An 18,282-nucleotide genomic window follows, 5' to 3' on the forward strand; every position below is an offset into this window, starting at 1 on the left:
GTAAATAAAAAATCCCCTGATAAAGGGGATTAAGTAAATTAATGGGTCTTACTTTGCTTCATCCATGTGAGGATATCGGACCACACCTGTTCACGATGGATTTCACGGAGGATTTCATGACGGGCGTGATCGTACGTGGCCACAGCGAGATCGATATCTGCATCGCGATACTTTCGAATTATGCCGGTTAATCCTTCACCGTCATGCGTGACGGGATCATCCATTCCAGCTACGAATAGCACAGGTAGTGACTTCGGGTGCTCATGTATACGTGCAGACGTCGTGACATCTAATGAGGCACGTGTCACTTCGTGTAAAAATCCGAGAGAAGGTAGTCCGCCACAATTCGGATCGGCGAGATAGGAATCGACTTCGTCAGGAACGCTTGAGAGCCAGTCGCTATCTGTTCTTGCAGGTAAAAACTTTAAGTTGTAGCGGCCGAACAATAGTCGTTCAAAAAATCTAGACTGGTGTGTTTCATCTTTCCGTTTCATCGCAGTGGCGATGAAACGATGCCCGAGTTCCCCTGCAACTCCGGGATGGGGTGGCGGAGCGACGACGACAATACCGGCGAGGGCGTGTCCCATGACTTGTCCGAGTCGTCTGACGAGAAGGGACCCAAAACTATGGCCTAGCAAATATGTCGGGCGCTCGTCCTCATATTGATTGATGAGGTATTGGGCATCATCGACGAGTTGTTGAAATCCCGTTCCTGGCTCGAGATGACCATATGTTCGTTGGTCATGAGCGCTCGTACCCGCACCACGCAGGTCGCATACATAGACGTCGTATCCATTGTTTGCCATAAAGTGTGCAAACTCAATATATCTTTCGTGATGTTCGAGCATCCCATGAAACATGAATATTTTTCCAAATGCTTGTTCTGCTCGAACATGCATCACTTCCGTTTGATACCCGTCAGAATACGTCAACTCTGATACCATCATGTGCCTTCCTCCTATTTAGAAAAGTCCAATCGCTTTTCCAGATTCGTCAATTCCCATATTGAGAGCTGCCGGATGTTTTGGTAAACCTGGCATCGTCAGCACGTTGCCTGTCAAGGCGACTAGGAATCCAGCTCCCACTGATGGTTTCAATTCGCGAACGGTGATTGTGAATCCTTGTTGATAGCCGAATTTCGAAGGGTCGTCTGAGAGAGAGAATGGTGTCTTCGCCATACAAATCGGAAGATTTGCCCAGCCATTCGCCTGAACTTCTTTCATTTGTTTTTGGGCTTTGGCTGTAAACATGACGTCTGCAGCACCATATACTTCTCGGGCAATGGTTTTGATCTTTTGTTCAATCGAATCGTTCAATTCATACAATGGCGTCAGTTTACTTTCGTTCGACTCGACGGCTTCAATGACCGCTTCGGCCAACTGTCGACCACCAACCCCGCCGTTGGCCCACACTTCGCTGAGGGAAGCACGAATGCCGTGCGCCGCACACCAGTCAAGAACGGTTGCTAGTTCCTCTTCCGTATCTGAATTGAAACGATTCAATGCGACGACCGTCGGCAGTCCGAGTTTTTTCATCGTATCGATGTGTTTCGCAAGCAATTTCAATCCTTCTCCGACTGCACCGACATTCTCGATGTGAAGTTGATCTTTCGGAACGCCGCCGTGCATCTTTAAGGCGCGAACGGTTGCGACGAGGACGACCGCATCCGGATTCAACTCACCGACTCGAGATTTGATATGACAGAACTTTTCGGCCCCGAGGTCGGCCCCGAATCCAGCCTCTGTCACGACATATTCACCGAGTTTTAATGCAGTCTTCGTTGCAATCAATGAGTTGCATCCATGTGCGATATTTGCGAACGGACCTCCGTGGACGAGTGCAGGTGTTTGTTCGAGCGTTTGGACGAGGTTCGGTTTAAAGGCTTCCTTCAACAATAACGTCGCAGCACCGGCAGCACCGATTTGTTCAGCGGTAATGGGTTCTTTTTGATGGTCATAGGCGACGACGATTCGTTTAATACGTTCCTCAAGGTCGCTCAAGGAGTCTGCCAGACAGAGAATCGCCATGATTTCCGAAGCGACGGTAATATCAAATCCATCCTCACGAGGAACTCCATGAGCCGGACCGCCAAGGCCGACCGTGACATGACGAAGGGCGCGGTCGTTCAAATCGAGGACGCGCTTCCAGACGATATGTCGGACATCGATGCCGAGGTCGTTTCCTTGATGCAGGTGATTGTCGATCATGGCACTGATCGTATTGTGGGCAGATGTGATGGCATGCATGTCCCCGGTGAAATGGAGGTTGATGTCTTCCATCGGGAGAACTTGACTAAAGCCACCACCTGCGGCGCCACCTTTTAAGCCCATCGTCGGGCCGAGTGAAGGTTCACGGAGACAAACAATCGCTTGTTTATCTAATTGGTTTAATGCTTGTCCTAATCCGACCGTCACCGTTGACTTCCCTTCACCAGCTGGTGTCGGATTGATCGCCGTGACGAGAACGAGTTTTCCATCTTCCTGCGTTTTTACACGTTCGAGGACATCGTAAGATAGTTTGGCTTTATATTTCCCGTAAAGATCTAGATCATCTTCGTGTAATCCGAGTTTTGCTGCGATATCTTTAATCGGCAAGGTTTCAGCTTGTTGGGCAATCGTAAGGTCAGATAGTGGTTTCGTCGTTGTCATTCAAAAAGTCCCTCCATTTATCGAACAATATATCTTTTTATATAAAAAACATTCGGTATTATTGGGTTAAAAAGTGAATTGAGACAGTAGAAATTCAACCCGTTCGTATTATCATTGATTTTATCATAACTCATGATGGGTTCAAATTCATTCATTTCGTTCAATATTTTCCACCCTTTCTGTCAAATGTATCCGTTTTCATAAAAGGGTAGGCACGATACAGTGATAGTGGAGGCGATACACATGACTGAGCGTGCAAAACGAACGAAACGAAGACGAAATTGGAAAAAACCTGCGAGCTTTTTAGCATTTGTCGGACCTGCTTTTCTGGCATTTGTCGCCATCGTGCTCATCCCGTTTTTCAATGGAATTTACTACAGTTTCACAGATTGGAACGGTGTGACTGGAGAATTAAATTTTGTAGGATTGGATAATTATCACCGTTTGTTCTTCGAAGATGAACAGTTTCGGGCATCTTTTTGGATCACGACGAAATATACGATCGTATCCGTCGTATTGACAAACATCGTTGGTTTTTCGTTGGCACTTCTGTTGACGATGAACATTAAGACACGGAACTTCTTACGCACGATTTTCTTCATGCCGAACTTGATTGGTGGATTGATTCTCGGATTCATCTGGCAGTTCATTTATGTAAAAGGATTTGCCTCGATCGGTGCGTTGACGGGGTGGAGTCTATTCGAATTACCGTGGCTCGGAGATGCGCAAACAGCCTTTTGGGGCATCGTGATTGTTGCCATCTGGCAAGGCGGTGGATATGTCATGGTCATCTATATCGCGGCGTTACAAAACGTGCCGACTGATTTGATGGAGGCGGCACGAATTGATGGGGCGAACCGTTTCAAGATGCTTCGACATATCACGTTGCCGATGATCATGCCATCGATCACCATCTGTTTGTTCTTGACCATCTCTTGGTCGTTCAAAGTGTTCGATACGAACTTGTCGCTCACGAATGGGGGGCCGTTTAAATCGACCGAGATGTTAGCCTTAAATATTTACACGGAATCTTTTGTGAATAACAACTATGGTCTCGGGTCGGCCAAGGCGGTCATCTTCTTCTTGGTCGTGGCTGCGATTACGGTGACACAAGTGTATGTGACGAAAAAACGGGAGGTGGAAGCATGACGACGGAAAAACTAGATCAAGTCGAGAATCAACCGACTTTGAAATCACAACGTATTCCGCAGCGACCGCTTCGTCCAGGAGCCTACTCTTGGAATCTTGGAGTCATTGAACTCGTTGCCATTCTACTCGGATTGCTTTATTTGGTACCGTTCTATTATGTTGTCGCCAACTCGTTCAAATCGATGGCTGAAATCTTTACGAACACGTCTGCTTTACCGAACGAATGGTTGACGTCGAACTATACAGAAGCGTGGGAAGCGATGAATTATGGACGTGTCTTTTTGAACTCGCTCCTCATCACGGTTGGGGCGAATGCGGTCATTGTCATCTTCACCTCGATGGCGGCGTGGAAACTCGTTCGGACGAAACATTGGATTTCCACAATGATCTTCTTCTTGTTCGTGGCTGCGATGGTCATTCCGTTCCAGTCCATCATGATTCCGCTCGTGAAGGTGTCTAGTATCCTCGGTCTGTTGAATAGTCATTGGGGACTGATCGTCATGTATCTAGGTTTTGGGTCTGGTATCTCGGTGTTCCTCTATCACGGATTCATGAAGTCGATTCCTGAGGAAATTGAAGAAGCCGCCATCATCGACGGTTGTTCGACGTGGGGTGTCTTCTGGCGCATCGTCTTTCCACTTCTCAAGCCCATCACGGTGACAATCGTCATCTTGAACAGCCTATGGATTTGGAATGACTTCTTATTGCCATCACTTGTTCTCCGTGATGTCGAGTTACGGACCATCCCGCTCGCGACATTCTATTTCTTTGGACAGTACACGAAACAATGGGATTTGGCGTTAGCTGGTTTAGTGTTAGGAATCGTTCCCCTTCTGGTCTTTTTCTTCGGCATGCAAAAGCATATCATCAAAGGGATCACAAGCGGTTCGATTAAATAACCCTCCCAAGGGAATCCTCCGTTCGCTACACGGAGGATTATTTTTTTTGAAAAAAACCGTTGACATTAGTCAGAATATTTATAATAATGAACTCAATTCAATTGTGAACGACGTCGAAAGGACGAGTACACGAAGGTAGTGAGTCAAGCGATCCGGGGGTGGTGTGAGCCCGGTCTTAACCCTTCGTCGAAAAACTTCCTGGAGTCGCTACCCGAACGCTTTGCCAGTAGACGTAGCCGGACCGCTCCCCGTTATCGGAGTTACGAGATGATTGTCTCGAAAAAGTGAGTAGATTCGTCTACTAATTTGGGTGGCACCGCGGAACCGAAGTCTTCCGTCCCATGTTCGATGGGAATGGAGGGCTTTTTTTCATGGCTTCATTTTCAAATATTCCACAATTGGAGGAAACGGAAAATGACAACAGCAACAAGCACGATGAAGGAAAGACAGCAGACGATCGCAGCAGTAAAGGCACTCTTTGAGGAGAAAGTCTCACGTGAACTCGGATTGATTCAAGTACAGGCTCCGTTATTCGTCGAATCAGCGAGTGGGGTAAACGATCACTTGAACGGCGTGGAGCGTATCATTCAGTTTGATACGATGTATCCGGGACATGAACTTGAAATCGTTCAGTCACTTGCGAAATGGAAACGCGAAGCGCTCGGTCGTTACGGATTCGGTGTCGGTGAAGGGTTATATACTCAGATGCGCGCCATTCGACGAGACGAAGAACTAGACGCCACACATTCTCTGTTCGTCGATCAATGGGACTGGGAACGAGTGATTGCTCGAGAAGAACGGACGATGGAATTTTTGAAAGCGACGGTTGAGTCAATTTACGCAGCGCTCCGCGAAACAGAAGCGGAAGTAGAGAAAGCGTACGGCATTGAAGCGATTCTTCCGGAGATGATTCATTTCATCACGAGTCAGGAGTTGGAGGATGCGTATCCGACGATGACGCCAAAAGAACGTGAAACGGCAATCTGTAAAGAGTACGGCGCGGTCTTCATTTCACAAATCGGAGATCTTCTCGCTTCAGGCATGAAACACGATGGGCGAGCGGCGGACTATGATGATTGGTCACTCAACGGAGACATTCTCGTATGGCATCCTGAACTCGAATCAGCTTTTGAACTGTCGTCGATGGGTATTCGTGTCGACGAAGTGGCACTTGATGCGCAACTGAAGAAAGCGGATGCGGAAGAGAAACGTGCGTACCCGTTCCATCAAGGGGTACTCGAAGGAACGCTCCCACTCACAATCGGAGGTGGAATCGGGCAATCGCGTATTGTGATGTATCTCTTACGCGCTCGTCATATCGGCGAAGTGCAAACATCGGTCTGGCCGCGAGAAGTCATTCAGTCGTGCAAAGAAGCCGGCATCAGCTTGTTGTAATATAATAAGAAGAAACACGGAACAGGACTCGGTAAAAGAGTCCTGTTTTTTCTGTGCAACATTTTCCACCCTATTCGTCAATTTTGACACCTACATAGTGGAAGCGTTTTCATTTAAAGTTGAATTTGTAAAGAATGGATGAGATTAAGGGAGGAAATGAGATGAAACGGAAGTGGAAATTGTCGACAGCGGTCATGACGGCAGGGATGGTCTTATCACTCGCGGCTTGTGGTGGCGGATCGCTCACGGATGAAGGATCTTCTGAAGGGAATGCCGATAGCGGTGACAAAAAAGACGTCACGTTAAACGTTTTCCAATTCAAAGCGGAGATCGCGAAAGACCTTGAAGCGATGGCGAAAGAGTACGAAGAAGAAACAGGTGTGAAAGTCACGGTTCAAACGGTCGGCGGCGGGGCAGACTATGGGGCAGCCCTCAAATCACAGTTTGCTTCAGGCAACGAACCGGATATCTTCAACAATGGTGGATTCACAGAAGCACAGACATGGAAAGACAAATTGGAGGACCTATCAAGTGAGAAGTGGGTCGGAGATTTGACAGAAGTCGCCAAAGAACCGATGACGATGGACGGTAAACTCTACGGTATGCCGATGAACCTAGAAGGATACGGATTCATTTATAATAAAGAACTATTTGAAAAAGCGGGAATCAAAGAGTTACCTAAAACACTTTCTGAATTGACTGCTGCCGCTGAAAAGTTAGATCAAGCAGGAATCACACCATTCTCTGTCGGTTATGCAGAGTTTTGGATTTTAGGCATTCATTTATTAAACATTCCAATGGCGCAACAGGATGACCCGGATGCGTTCATTCAAGCATTGAACGAGAATAAAGCGAAGTTTGAAGACAATGAACAGTTCCAAGAGTTTTTAAAACTGTTTGATTTGACGATTAAATACGGAAACAAAAACCCGTTGACGACGGACTATAATACACAAGTCACACAGTTCGCCCAAGGAGAGACAGCGATGCTCCAACAAGGGAACTGGGCGCAACAGATGATCCTTGATGTGAATCCAGACATGGAAATGGGCTTCGTTCCGATTCCGATCAATGACGATGCGGAGAAGATGGATCGACTTCCGGTCGGTGTCCCGAACAACTGGGTTGTCAACAAAAACTCGAAGTATAAAGAAGAAGCGAAAGACTTCTTAGAGTGGATGGCGACGTCGGATACTGGAAAAGACTACATGGTCAATAAATTCAAGTTCATCCCGGCCTTCAAATCGATTGAAGCCAATGATCTTGGACCACTCGCTGATGACATTTTGGCGTATTCGAATGAAGGGAAGACCATCTCTTGGAACTGGTTCAAGTATCCGGATGGAGCTGTAAACGAATATGGTGCCCTCATGCAGGCATATGTCGGTGGACAAAAAACAGGTGAAGAAATGCTTCAGGACTTCACGAAAGTATGGCAAGACAAAGTGAAATAAGTATGGCGCAGACGGTGAAATGACCCCTTCACCGTCTGTGTTTTTTTTATGAAGAAATTGTCACAGTAATCCCATACAAACCACACACATACCTGTGGGGGTTTCAGTAGAATGATTGTTGTAAGCGCTTTTTAGAAGGAGGGGACATGAAACGATTACTGATTTGTATCCTGTTTTTGTGTTGGGCACCACATGTTGACGCGAAAGAACATTCAATTTCGTTGACTGAACCCATCATCATCGAATCGAATGAACATTTTGATGGAAATGGGAAAGTCTATACGAGTTGTGGGCAACCTGCGTTTATCATTCGTGGAACGGGAGCGGTGCTCGAACGTGTAACAATCCATCAGTGTGAGGAAGATGGGGTGCCGGCCATCCAAGTATCTGGTCTTGGACATCAACTTCTCGATGTCTCCATTGAATCTTCTGGAACTGGACTATGGATTGAGGATAGTTACGGAGTCCGTGTCAGTCGAACCGTTGTGGTTGGGAATGGAAAGTCAGATGGGGTCGTTCTTATGAATAGTGAAGCGGCTGAATTAAATGGAGTTGTCGTGAAGACGGTACGAGATGGGATATACATAGAGAACGGGTCCAATCACACGATTGTCCGACCCACAGTCTCGCATTCGCGCTACGGCATTCATTTGATGTTTCCGACAGATGTTGTGATTTCGGTACCCGAACTTCATCATAATTTGACCGGTGCGATGATTATGGGAACGAATCGAGTCGTTTTAAAAAACGGGAACGTGCATGACCAATTCGGAGGAACGGCAACGGGACTGATGTTATATGAGGCCGTTGACACAACGATTGAGATGACGAATATTTTTGGGAATCATATTGGCTTATTCGCAGAGCAGTCGGCAGGAACGACACTCGAGCGGAATACAATCAATGGGAACGATATTGGGTTCCAATTGAAACAAGCAACAGGGATGATGGTTCTTCAGAACAATCTGTTGGGGAATCGTGAACCGGTGACGACGTTAGACTCACATGACAACGTCGTACAAGGAAATGTCTGGGGTGGTGCGACACTAGACCTGACTCGTGACGGGTATAGCGAGATTCCATATCGGACCGATCCGTATTTGTTTCTATTGACGGAATCCTATGAAGCGTTCGAACTGTTGTATGGGTCGCCAGGTCTTCTTATGCTAGAAAACATATTAAGAAGTCCAGAAGAAGAATCTTTAACCGATCTATCGCCGAAAACCTATTCGGCGACATGGAAGTGGAATGGCTCGATTTGGAGCTTGAGCAGTATTGGATTGATTATCATGATTTGGATATTTGGGAGGAAACGACATGAAATCGTATAAACAAGTAGCGGGACTTTTATCTGTTGCAGGACTATCTTTGGCACTCGGAGCATGTTCAAGTGCATCGGCAGAACCGTTTGACATCAAATGGGGTGAAACCGAGTGCGAAGTATGTAAGATGAAAATTATGGATCAGCAGTTCGCAGCGGAAGCCATCATGGAAAATGAAAAGGGATATGCGTTCGATGATATCGGATGCCTCATGCGTGATTGGTATCCTGAACAAAAAGAAGAAGATATTGCTGCGATGTACGTAAAAGACTTCAATACAAAAGATTGGGTCGAATTAGACGAAGCGATGTTTGTTTACGACAAAGAGTCGAAAACACCAATGGCTTATAACATACTCTCGTTTGCGAAAGAGGCAGATGCTGAAGCATATGTCGATGAAAATGGCGGCGAGATGATAGACTTTGATCAATTAAAAGATCATACATGGGAACGTGGCGAGATGAATATGAAGATGGACGACGAGGGTTCAATGGACGGAATGGATCAAGATGGTGAGATGGACATGGAGATGGACTCAGAAGAAGAAGGACAGTAAATCATGTCTCTATGGAAGATGGAGTGGGCACGTAGTCTACGTCAACGAGAGAATTATGCTTTTCTCCTGACTTGGGTCCTCACGCTCGTCCTTCTCGGTGGACTTGGCCAAGCATTACCTGTTGCCGCAGAGTATACGAATGTCAGTGCAACGCTCATCACGGTGCTTGGTCTACTGCTTCCTTTATTGATTTTGCTGACGACAGCACTTCATTGGGGGCAGGAAGGGGAGTCGAAAAGACTGACCCTACTTTCAACATTTACTTATCCGAAGTGGAAATTGATCTTCATCCGATTCAGCTCGTTTTTCGTTACACAAGTCCTGATTTTGTTATTAGCTTTCTTCATTGCCTCACTCGTGGTCGCACAGTCGTTCGCAACATGGATGATTCTGTTGTTTTATGCGATTGGATTGATGATGTATGCGACAGCGCTTGGGACCTTGCTCGGACTACTCGCGCGCAAACGGATTCGAGCAATACTACTGGCCTTTCTCATATGGGTTGTCTTCATTTTACTTTGGCCGACGATTCTTGTGACCATCATTTCTGGACTTCCTTATGGGATGCAAGTGAACGGGATGACAGTAGCACTATTTCTAAACGGATTTGACTTGATGCGAGTGTGGGCAAGTACGAGCGTGTCATCAACCGATGTGTTCGGGGATGTCTATCTCAATTTGTTGCATTGGATGAATCAGCCAATCGGGCATGTCGTAGTCTGGTCTAGCTTGCTCATGACGAGTGGTTTCATGCTATGGCTTGCCTCGACAGTCATGTACGGAGGGAAGAAACATGATTAACTGTATGGACGTTGGGAAAAAATATGGCGATTCATGGTCACTCCATCCCGTTCGTGAAGAAATCGCCCCAGGTAAAATCGTTGCACTTTGCGGAAGCAACGGTGCGGGGAAGTCGACACTTTTGAATCTAATGAACGGTACGATCAAACTGAGTACCGGAACCATACAATTGAATGGTTACACGATGAAACAGCGGATGAAATACAATGATAGTTTTGGTTATATGCCAGATGACTTCTCATTTGATGAAGCATGGACCGTCGAAGAGACCTATGCCTACTATGCTCTTTTACAAGGAGCACGTCCGAATTCTGAAGTACTAAGACGAGTCGGTTTGTATGAACATAAACGGAAGCGCGTTGCCGAACTTTCAAAAGGGATGCGACAACGCCTCTTGTTATCTCAGGCTCTGGTGAGCAAACCCGACATCTTGTTGTTGGATGAGCCGACGAACGGACTCGATCCGCTGTGGATGCAGATGCTTCAAAACTTACTACGCGAAGAGGCGGAGCGAGGAGCAGTCATCGTATTTTCAACACATCAACTAGATGTCGCGGCAATGTTGTCAGATGAAGTCTGGATGATGAAGGCTGGTGCTATTTGTGGGAAGGTATATGTCCACGATGAACGAGCCGCATACGAACGCCTAAAAGAATTCTTTTTTGAATCGAGAGATGACACTTGTCAAATCGACGCGGCTCGCACAAAATAATAAACAGTTGAAGTGGTGTTCGGAACCTTCCGACGCCACTATTTTTTTGGGGAGATGGAATGAATGAGAAAAAACGTAACCGTTGCCCTCTTACTGGCAACTTTTTTAGCGGCGATTGAAGGGACGGTCGTGTCAGTTGCGACGCCTGTCATCGCCAGTGAGTTGAACGGGGCAACACTTGTCAGCTGGGTGTTTGCCGCCTTCTTACTTTTTACGGCTGTCTCAACACCGATTTACGGGAAAGTGGCAGACTTGTTCGGGCGTAAGCGCGTCTTGTTGTTTGGAATCGGATTGTTCACGGTGTCGTCCTTGTTATGTGGGTTAGCGACATCCATGGAACAACTCATCGTCTTTCGGGCGTTGCAAGGTCTCGGGGCTGGTGCCGTTCTCCCGATTTCGATGACGATTATTGGAGATTTGTATAAATATGAAGAGCGTGGAAAAATTCAAGGGATTTTAAGTGCCGTGTGGGGTGTATCAGGTGTGCTCGGTCCTGTCATCGGTGGATTTTTAGTCGAAACGCTATCGTGGCGTTACGTATTCTTATTAAACGTGCCATTTGCGTTACTCTCGTTCATCATGATTATTCTTTTTTATAAAGAAACTGTCGCTGAAACGAGCGAGCGGATTGATTTGAAAGGTGCTCTCTTGTTCGCTGGAGGAACGACCGCGTTTTTATACGCTCTGATCACGTTCAGTGAAACGAATGAATGGACGACGACCATCGTCGGGAGCGGTGTACTAAGTCTCGCATTGTTAGGTGGATTTTTCTTGTCAGAACGAAGAGCAAAATCACCGTTATTGCCGTTTGATTTGCTCAAGCAACCGACGATTGCGGCCATTAACGGTTCTGTCTTTTTCGCGGCCTGGGTGCTCGTTTCCATGTCTGCCTACATCCCGATTTGGGCGCAAGCCGTATTAGGAAAGACAGCGACCGAGGCTGGATTCATGTTGATGCCGTTGTCTGTTGCATGGACATTCACTTCGATTATCGGGGGACGGACACTCGGTGTGGCCTCTCCAAGACGCCGCGCGTTAGTTGGGATGGGGCTACTCGTCATCGGAACGTTCACGTTGACACTCTTATCTCAATCAAGCTCAGATTTGTGGGTATATGGTGCGGTGGCACTGATTGGGGTAGGATTCGGATTGTCGCAACCGATGTTCATCGTCGTGTTGCAAACCGTCGTTTCCTATCATCAGCGGGGAACGGCAACCGCGACCAATTCCTTCTTAAGTACGGTCGGTCAAACACTCGGTGTCGCCGTGTTTGGAGCTGTCTTTAACTTTGTCGTGCTCAACGACTTTAAAAAAAGCATTGCGTTATCCCAAGTATCTTTAGAAGACTTCTTCAATCAAAGTATCACGAAAACGCTGGATGCTTCTGTCCGTCTGCAAGGTGAACAGATTATTGCGACCGGACTAAACAGTATCTTCATCGGGGCGATGATTGCAGCCGTGATTGCCTTCATCATCGCAACCCGTTTGCCAGCCCGCCCACCGGAACCTTCACAGCGCCCGTAAAACAAGGGTATGATGAGGAAAAGGGAGGCGAGCCAACATGAAACGTCAAATCGGGATTGTGACACTATTGTTTCTTATGGGATGTGCGCCAGAACCGACGAACGAAGGTACGGAATCACCACCTGCGGAAGAACCAACACGTGAGGAGACGACCACCACGCAGGAACCAAACACCGGTGAAGAGACGGAGCTAAACGTTGGAGACGTGACCGCCATCGCTGAAAATTTGGAAATCCCGTGGTCACTCGCTCGAACTTCGGACGGATGGTTCGTATCGGAACGTGGTGGCACCATCACGGTAATCGATGATTCGGGTCGCGCGACACAACAGAAAGTGACCTTGAACGAGGACGTGTTCGAAATTGGTGAGGGCGGGTTTCTCGGGATTGCGCTAAGCGCAGATTTTGAGTCGAGCGGAATCCTTTATGCGTACCACACGTATGGCTCGTCCGGAAGGAATATTCAGAATCGGGTAGTCGAATTGACGTGGGACGGGGAACGATTTGAAGAGACCGGGGTTCTGCTAGACCAAATTCCGGGGGCGCGCTTCCATAACGGGGGACGTCTGCTAATCGATGGAGCATACCTTTGGGTGACGACAGGTGATGCACTTGTGCCTGAACTCGCTCAAGACGAATCGTCTCTAGCAGGGAAGATTTTACGAATTCCATTGTCGGGTGACGGCGAACCGACCGACTGGATCTACTCATTGGGTCATCGGAATCCACAAGGACTGAGTCGGATTGACGACGTTCTCTATGCGAGCGAACATGGGGCGAGCGGACATGACGAGGTCAACGTGATTGAAGAAGGGAACAATTATGGATGGCCACTCATTGAGGCAAACGAGGAACGAGACGGTCTCGTCACGCCATGGTTTGAAGTCGGGGACACGTCTTGGGCGCCATCCGGGATTGCGACCGATGCGCAGTATGTCTATATGGCGACACTACGGAACGAACGACTTGTCGCCATCGACCGGGAAACGAAGCAAGTCACGACGATTGTCGAAGGCGTAGGGCGAATTCGTGACGTGTGGTTGGATGACGATACGTTATATTTTATTTCGAACAATACGGACGGACGTGGCAATCCACAATCGCAAGACGACAAACTCTATCAAATGACCATCCGCTAGAAACTGACACATCCGTCAGTTTCTATTTTTTTCGTTGTTTCTTCTGGAAGGAACGGTATAATTAAACATGTATTTTGGAAAAAGAAGGAGAAAATAGATGGAACATTCAAACTTGGTACATAAACGAGAAAAGTTATACTTCTCATTATTAGTCGCTGCAAGCGTACTCGTCTTGATTTTAGGAATCGCTCTGACAATCGTATCATTCGGACTTTTCTTATGGATTATCGGGACAATGGTAGCACTCTCGCTGTTTACGCACTGGATTCAAATCGGATATATTCGAACGAATGGTGTCAAGGTGACGCCTCGTCAGTTCACAGAGCTTCATGAGTTGGTTCAACGCGTGGGGACTGAGATGGGCATTCGATTGTTGCCGGATGTCTATATCTTACAAGCGGGCGGCCTGTTAAATGCTTTCGCCACACGATTCTTTCAAAAGAATATGGTCATCTTATATTCTGACGTCGTGGAATTGACACGGACTGGTCAGACAAAAGAAGTCGAGTTTGTCATCGCGCACGAATTGGCACATATTCGTCGCAACCATGTTCAAAAGCAATGGGTCGTCTTGCTTGGTAGTATCATCCCGTTTTTAGGGTCCGCTTATTCCCGTGCTTGTGAATATACGTGTGACCGGATGGCTGCGCATTACCTTCAAGATTTCGGAGCGGCGAAACGAGCGTTAACTGTCCTAGCCATCGGTGGACCACTTGCCAAAGAAGTGAATGAATTTGACTATCTGTATGAAGCGAGTCGGGAGAACGGATTCATTGCGAAGTTTAGTGAATTATTGTCAACACATCCAACGTTACCGAAACGCATCGCGGCGATTGCGACACATGCCGGGGAAGAAAATGTTCCGGTCTTTAAAACAGCAGAATATGTAAGAGCCTCTGTCATTTCAATGATTCTATTGACGGTCATCGGATACGGGGCGATCATCACTTATTTCGTCATGAATGATGATTTATCTGACATCATTGCATCGGCAATGAGCGAGGATTTCGAAGAGGATTGGGAAACGGAATTAGGTGAACCGATTCAAGAGCTGACGTACATGAATGCGAACTACGAAGATATTGAAGCGGAACTGGCAAACGGCGCAGATGTGAACATACAAGACGAATATGGGGAAACACCACTTCATAACTTGTTCTATAATGACGACGTCGATCCTGAAACGGTACGCCTCTTACTTGATAACGGTGCGGACGTCACGATTGAAAATGAAGAAGGCATGACACCGATTGATTTAGCGCGAGACATGGGACAAGGTCCGGCAATCATTGAATTAATGAAATCATATGAGTAACAGATTGAATCTCGTTTCGAAAGGAACGGGATTTTTTTAGAATTCTTTGCAAACGTTTGCATAACGCGTGATATACTCGTGAGGTAGGGGGGATATCGGTGAATAGCATTCGGACAAAGTTAACGGGAATGATTGCATTGACCATCATCGTGCCGGTCATAATCGCGACAATCATTTCGTTTTGGTATGTACAAGACCGTGAACGTGAACGCGGACTCGAAATGACCGAATGGTCGCTCGAACGGGGAACGCGTCAGATGGAACGTTATATCTCTGACTTGAGTCGACTGCCGACAAGTCTATACGCTGATCGTGACGTATTGGACATATTGGAGTATGGACCGGGGTTGTCATTAAGAGAGACGGAGATTGAAGTAAGACGTGCGCTCCTCGCGATGTATTTGTCCCGGGAAGATGTAGCGCAAATTCAACTGTTGATGCTTGAAGATATGGACTCATTTGCTGCTTATAAAATGAAGGTGTCACCACGTTCGAAGCGAGAACCGAGTGCTGTCCAACAACAGTTGTTGAACAATCCGAAAAGTCGCGTCCTGCTTGAAGCGTCACATCCGCTCATCCCGTATCATGATTTTGGACCGATTGTGACACAAGAAGATGTCGTCACCCTTCATTTCAGACTCGATAAAATTGAAACGGATGAACCGTTAGCCATTCTATCACTCGATATCCCAGAAGATTTATTCATCGGACAGTTGGCTTCTCTTCAAAATAGTCCGGATGAAAGTCTATGGTTCGTCGGTGAGGACAATCGTGTGTTCGCCCATCTTGGGGATGGCGAGATTCCTTCTTCGATTCAACCGAGATCGCTTTCGACTGATGGGAAACACCATCAAATCACAAAAACATTTGAGTTTGATCATCAACAATTTTACGTTGGAAAGTCAATCCCAGATCAGCTCTTGACGGAACCAGCCTCACGAACATCGTTCATTATTTTATTAGTTGGAATCATCTCTCTCATATTGGCACTGATCGGCGCGACCTATGCCTCGATGAAACTGACGACTCCCATCAAGACATTGACTTCAAATATATGGCGAATCGAGCAAGGGGATATGACCGTGTCGTTCGATTCCCTCGGAAATGATGAGTTCGGTGTGCTCGGGAGACAGTTCAAGCGAATGATTGAACGGATTGATGATTTAATTCAACGGGAGTATAAACTGGCATTAGAAAATCGGACAAACGAACTTCGGGCGTTGCAGGCGCAAACGAATCCGCATTTCTTATTCAATGCGTTACAGTCGATTGGCACATTGGCATTGAAGGGAGACGGCAAGACGGTCTATCGATTGATCACACAACTCTCTTCGATGATGCGATATACGATGCATCCAGAAGAGTCGATGGTGACGCTGAAACGAGAGATTGAACATTTGAACTCATACATTCGGCTGCAAGACGTGCGTTTTCCGAATCAGTTTCAAGTGAGCGTCTCAGTCCCTGAAGACCTTCAAGAACGGATTGTTCCCAAAATGATTTTACAGCCGCTCGCAGAGAACTTTTTCAAACATGGGTTCGAGCGGGATGGATCAGCTTTAGCAAATCGATTTGATGTGAAGGTATGGAATGAGGGGGCAACACTCGTAATTCGTTGCGAGAATAGCGGTCGTTCTTTGACGACGGGAGAGTGGGAACGAGTCATGTCACGAATCGAACAAAATGATTCGACATTTTATGACACAGAGGGCACAGGATTACGAAACATTCGTGATCGACTCATGTTAAACTATAATCGGGAGGCAGAATTTATGTTGGCTACACCTGAAACAGGCGGTTTTCGAATCATGATGCGTTTCCCGGCAACGGATAAAGAGGTGGCATCATGACGAAAGTGTTGATTGTAGATGATGAATCTCCAGTAAGGGAAGCGGTAAAATTACTCGGCGAATGGGAACGGTTCGGTGTGAAGGCCGTACTCGAGGCAAAGAACGGACTTGAGGCGAAGGCGCTCATCGAGCAGGAACGACCGGCTTTAATTCTATCCGATATTCAAATGCCCCATTGTGATGGCATCGAGCTGATGGAGTGGGTACACGACCACGCTTCATATTCTAAGCTCGTTGTGTTGACAGGATACGATGAATATTCGTACATGCGGCGTGCCATTCAATACGGGAGCTTTGATTATTTGTTGAAGCCGATCGACCCGGATGTATTAAACGATACGTTGGCACGTGCGTTGGCGGACGTAGTACATGAATCGAGTGAAGATCCGATTGCCCAGATTGGAACTTATATTGAACAACACTTTGCGGAAGAACTGAGTTTGCAAGGAATGAGTGAACGGTTTTACTTAAGTCGGGAGTATATCTCACGACGATTTAAACAACAATATGGCGTGAATTTATCTGAGTACGTATTGACGATTCGGATGAACGAAGCAAAGCGCCTGTTAGAAACGAGTAGACAGCGTATCTATGAAGTCGCCCAAGCAGTCGGCTTTTCGGACGACAAATATTTCCGAAAAGTCTTTAAAAAACAAGTCGGTGTTACTCCGAACGAATTTCGGGAACAAGTTCAACGACAAGCTTAAAGGAGGAATTCAAACATGAGTGTACACATTGGAGCTCAAGAAGGACAAATTGCAGAAACGGTATTACTTCCAGGGGATCCGCTTCGCGCCAAATACATCGCGGAAACGTTTTTAGAAGACGTCGAATTATATAACGAAGTTCGTGGCATGTACGGCTTCACAGGAACATACAAAGGCAAACGGATCTCGGTTCAAGGTACAGGGATGGGTGTCCCATCGATGTCGATTTATGTGAACGAACTCATCATGTCGTACGGTGCTAAAAACTTGATTCGTGTCGGAACAGCGGGCGGCATTCAAGAAGACGTCAAAGTACGTGACGTCGTCATTGCGATGAGCGCATCAAGTGAAATGGGACAAAACCGTGTTCGTTTCAACGGAATGGACTATGCGCCAACAGCGACGTTCGACCTCCTACATCGTGCGTATATGAACGCAGAGAAAGCAGGGATTCCGGTCAAAGTCGGACAAATCTTCACGGCTGACCAATTCTATCAAGATGATTTCCATCACTTCAAGAAATGGGCGGACTTCGGTTGCCTCGCGATCGAGATGGAAGCAGCAGGTCTTTACACGCTTGCAGCAAAACACAAAGTGAATGCGTTGACGATCCTCACGATCTCTGACCACTTGTTGACGGGTGAAGAGACGACTTCAGAAGAGCGTCAGTCGACGTTTGATGAAATGATTCGTGTCGCTCTCGACACAGCCGTCGAAGTGACAAACTAAGCGACTTTCCCTATAGCCTCTGGCTGTAGGGATTTTTTGTGTCTAAACCCATTCATCCCTATGAAACGATTGGAGCTCTAGCT

16 protein-coding genes and 1 other annotated feature are annotated in these 18,282 nt (G+C 46.9%); of the genes, 14 read left to right on the forward strand and 2 right to left on the reverse strand.

Going from position 1 to position 18,282, the window contains the following annotated elements:
• Nucleotides 1-38: 38 nt before the first annotated feature.
• Both KNO90_RS12650 and KNO90_RS12655 read right to left on the reverse strand, forming a co-directional pair.
• Complete coding sequence (locus KNO90_RS12650) at nucleotides 39-947, reverse strand: alpha/beta fold hydrolase (protein WP_215113735.1); 909 nt, start codon at nucleotides 945-947, stop codon at nucleotides 39-41.
• A gap of 15 nt (nucleotides 948-962) precedes the next feature.
• Nucleotides 963-2,648, reverse strand: coding sequence for a formate--tetrahydrofolate ligase (locus KNO90_RS12655; RefSeq protein WP_215113736.1), 1,686 nt, complete (start codon nucleotides 2,646-2,648; stop codon nucleotides 963-965).
• Nucleotides 2,649-2,891: 243 nt separating this feature from the next.
• Here KNO90_RS12655 and KNO90_RS12660 point away from each other — a divergent pair, with 243 nt between their 5' ends.
• The 14 genes from KNO90_RS12660 to deoD all read left to right on the forward strand — a co-directional run bounded on the left by KNO90_RS12660 (nucleotide 2,892) and on the right by deoD (nucleotide 18,199).
• Nucleotides 2,892-3,797, forward strand: coding sequence for a carbohydrate ABC transporter permease (locus KNO90_RS12660; RefSeq protein WP_215113737.1), 906 nt, complete (start codon nucleotides 2,892-2,894; stop codon nucleotides 3,795-3,797).
• Nucleotides 3,794-4,696 carry a carbohydrate ABC transporter permease gene (locus tag KNO90_RS12665; protein WP_215113738.1) on the forward strand — a complete coding sequence of 301 codons (903 nt, stop codon included), beginning with the start codon at nucleotides 3,794-3,796 and terminating at the stop codon, nucleotides 4,694-4,696. The genes KNO90_RS12660 and KNO90_RS12665 overlap by 4 nt, the downstream gene beginning before the upstream one ends.
• A gap of 104 nt (nucleotides 4,697-4,800) precedes the next feature.
• Nucleotides 4,801-5,041: a binding site (T-box leader), on the forward strand.
• Nucleotides 5,042-5,110: 69 nt separating this feature from the next.
• Entirely contained in the window at nucleotides 5,111-6,091 is a 981-nt protein-coding gene (asnA, locus tag KNO90_RS12670) for an aspartate--ammonia ligase (protein ID WP_215113739.1), read from the forward strand.
• Nucleotides 6,092-6,252: 161 nt separating this feature from the next.
• The gene (locus KNO90_RS12675; RefSeq protein ID WP_215113740.1) at nucleotides 6,253-7,545 is read left to right on the forward strand and encodes an ABC transporter substrate-binding protein; all 1,293 of its coding nucleotides are present in this window, start codon (nucleotides 6,253-6,255) and stop codon (nucleotides 7,543-7,545) included.
• Nucleotides 7,546-7,691: 146 nt separating this feature from the next.
• The gene (locus KNO90_RS12680) at nucleotides 7,692-8,876 is read left to right on the forward strand and encodes a right-handed parallel beta-helix repeat-containing protein (protein WP_215113741.1); all 1,185 of its coding nucleotides are present in this window, start codon (nucleotides 7,692-7,694) and stop codon (nucleotides 8,874-8,876) included.
• Nucleotides 8,863-9,423, forward strand: a complete 561-nt coding sequence (locus KNO90_RS12685; protein WP_215113742.1) for a nitrous oxide reductase accessory protein NosL — start codon at nucleotides 8,863-8,865, stop codon at nucleotides 9,421-9,423. Before KNO90_RS12680 ends, KNO90_RS12685 begins: the two co-directional genes overlap by 14 nt.
• A gap of 3 nt (nucleotides 9,424-9,426) precedes the next feature.
• Complete coding sequence (locus tag KNO90_RS12690; protein ID WP_215113743.1) at nucleotides 9,427-10,224, forward strand: ABC transporter permease subunit; 798 nt, start codon at nucleotides 9,427-9,429, stop codon at nucleotides 10,222-10,224.
• Nucleotides 10,217-10,936: an ABC transporter ATP-binding protein gene (locus KNO90_RS12695; RefSeq protein ID WP_215113744.1), complete on the forward strand. Its 720-nt coding sequence runs from the start codon at nucleotides 10,217-10,219 to the stop codon at nucleotides 10,934-10,936. The genes KNO90_RS12690 and KNO90_RS12695 overlap by 8 nt, the downstream gene beginning before the upstream one ends.
• Before the next feature lie 63 nt (nucleotides 10,937-10,999).
• Nucleotides 11,000-12,460, forward strand: coding sequence for an MDR family MFS transporter (locus KNO90_RS12700; RefSeq protein WP_215113745.1), 1,461 nt, complete (start codon nucleotides 11,000-11,002; stop codon nucleotides 12,458-12,460).
• 37 nt (nucleotides 12,461-12,497) lie between these two features.
• On the forward strand, nucleotides 12,498-13,598 hold the full coding sequence (locus KNO90_RS12705; protein ID WP_215113746.1) for a PQQ-dependent sugar dehydrogenase: 1,101 nt from the start codon (nucleotides 12,498-12,500) through the stop codon (nucleotides 13,596-13,598).
• Nucleotides 13,599-13,695: 97 nt separating this feature from the next.
• Nucleotides 13,696-14,913 carry a M48 family metallopeptidase gene (locus KNO90_RS12710; RefSeq protein WP_215113747.1) on the forward strand — a complete coding sequence of 406 codons (1,218 nt, stop codon included), beginning with the start codon at nucleotides 13,696-13,698 and terminating at the stop codon, nucleotides 14,911-14,913.
• Between the two features lie 98 nt (nucleotides 14,914-15,011).
• A complete protein-coding gene (locus KNO90_RS12715; RefSeq protein ID WP_214742815.1) occupies nucleotides 15,012-16,763 on the forward strand; it encodes a sensor histidine kinase in 1,752 nt (583 codons plus the stop codon).
• Complete coding sequence (locus tag KNO90_RS12720) at nucleotides 16,760-17,470, forward strand: response regulator transcription factor (protein ID WP_214742816.1); 711 nt, start codon at nucleotides 16,760-16,762, stop codon at nucleotides 17,468-17,470. The genes KNO90_RS12715 and KNO90_RS12720 overlap by 4 nt, the downstream gene beginning before the upstream one ends.
• Nucleotides 17,471-17,485: 15 nt before the next feature.
• Nucleotides 17,486-18,199 carry a purine-nucleoside phosphorylase gene (gene deoD, locus KNO90_RS12725; protein ID WP_015880817.1) on the forward strand — a complete coding sequence of 238 codons (714 nt, stop codon included), beginning with the start codon at nucleotides 17,486-17,488 and terminating at the stop codon, nucleotides 18,197-18,199.
• The last annotated feature ends 83 nt before the right edge of the window (nucleotides 18,200-18,282 follow it).

It is taken from the genome of Exiguobacterium sp. s63 (genome assembly GCF_018617335.1).
GTDB lineage: Bacteria > Bacillota > Bacilli > Exiguobacteriales > Exiguobacteriaceae > Exiguobacterium.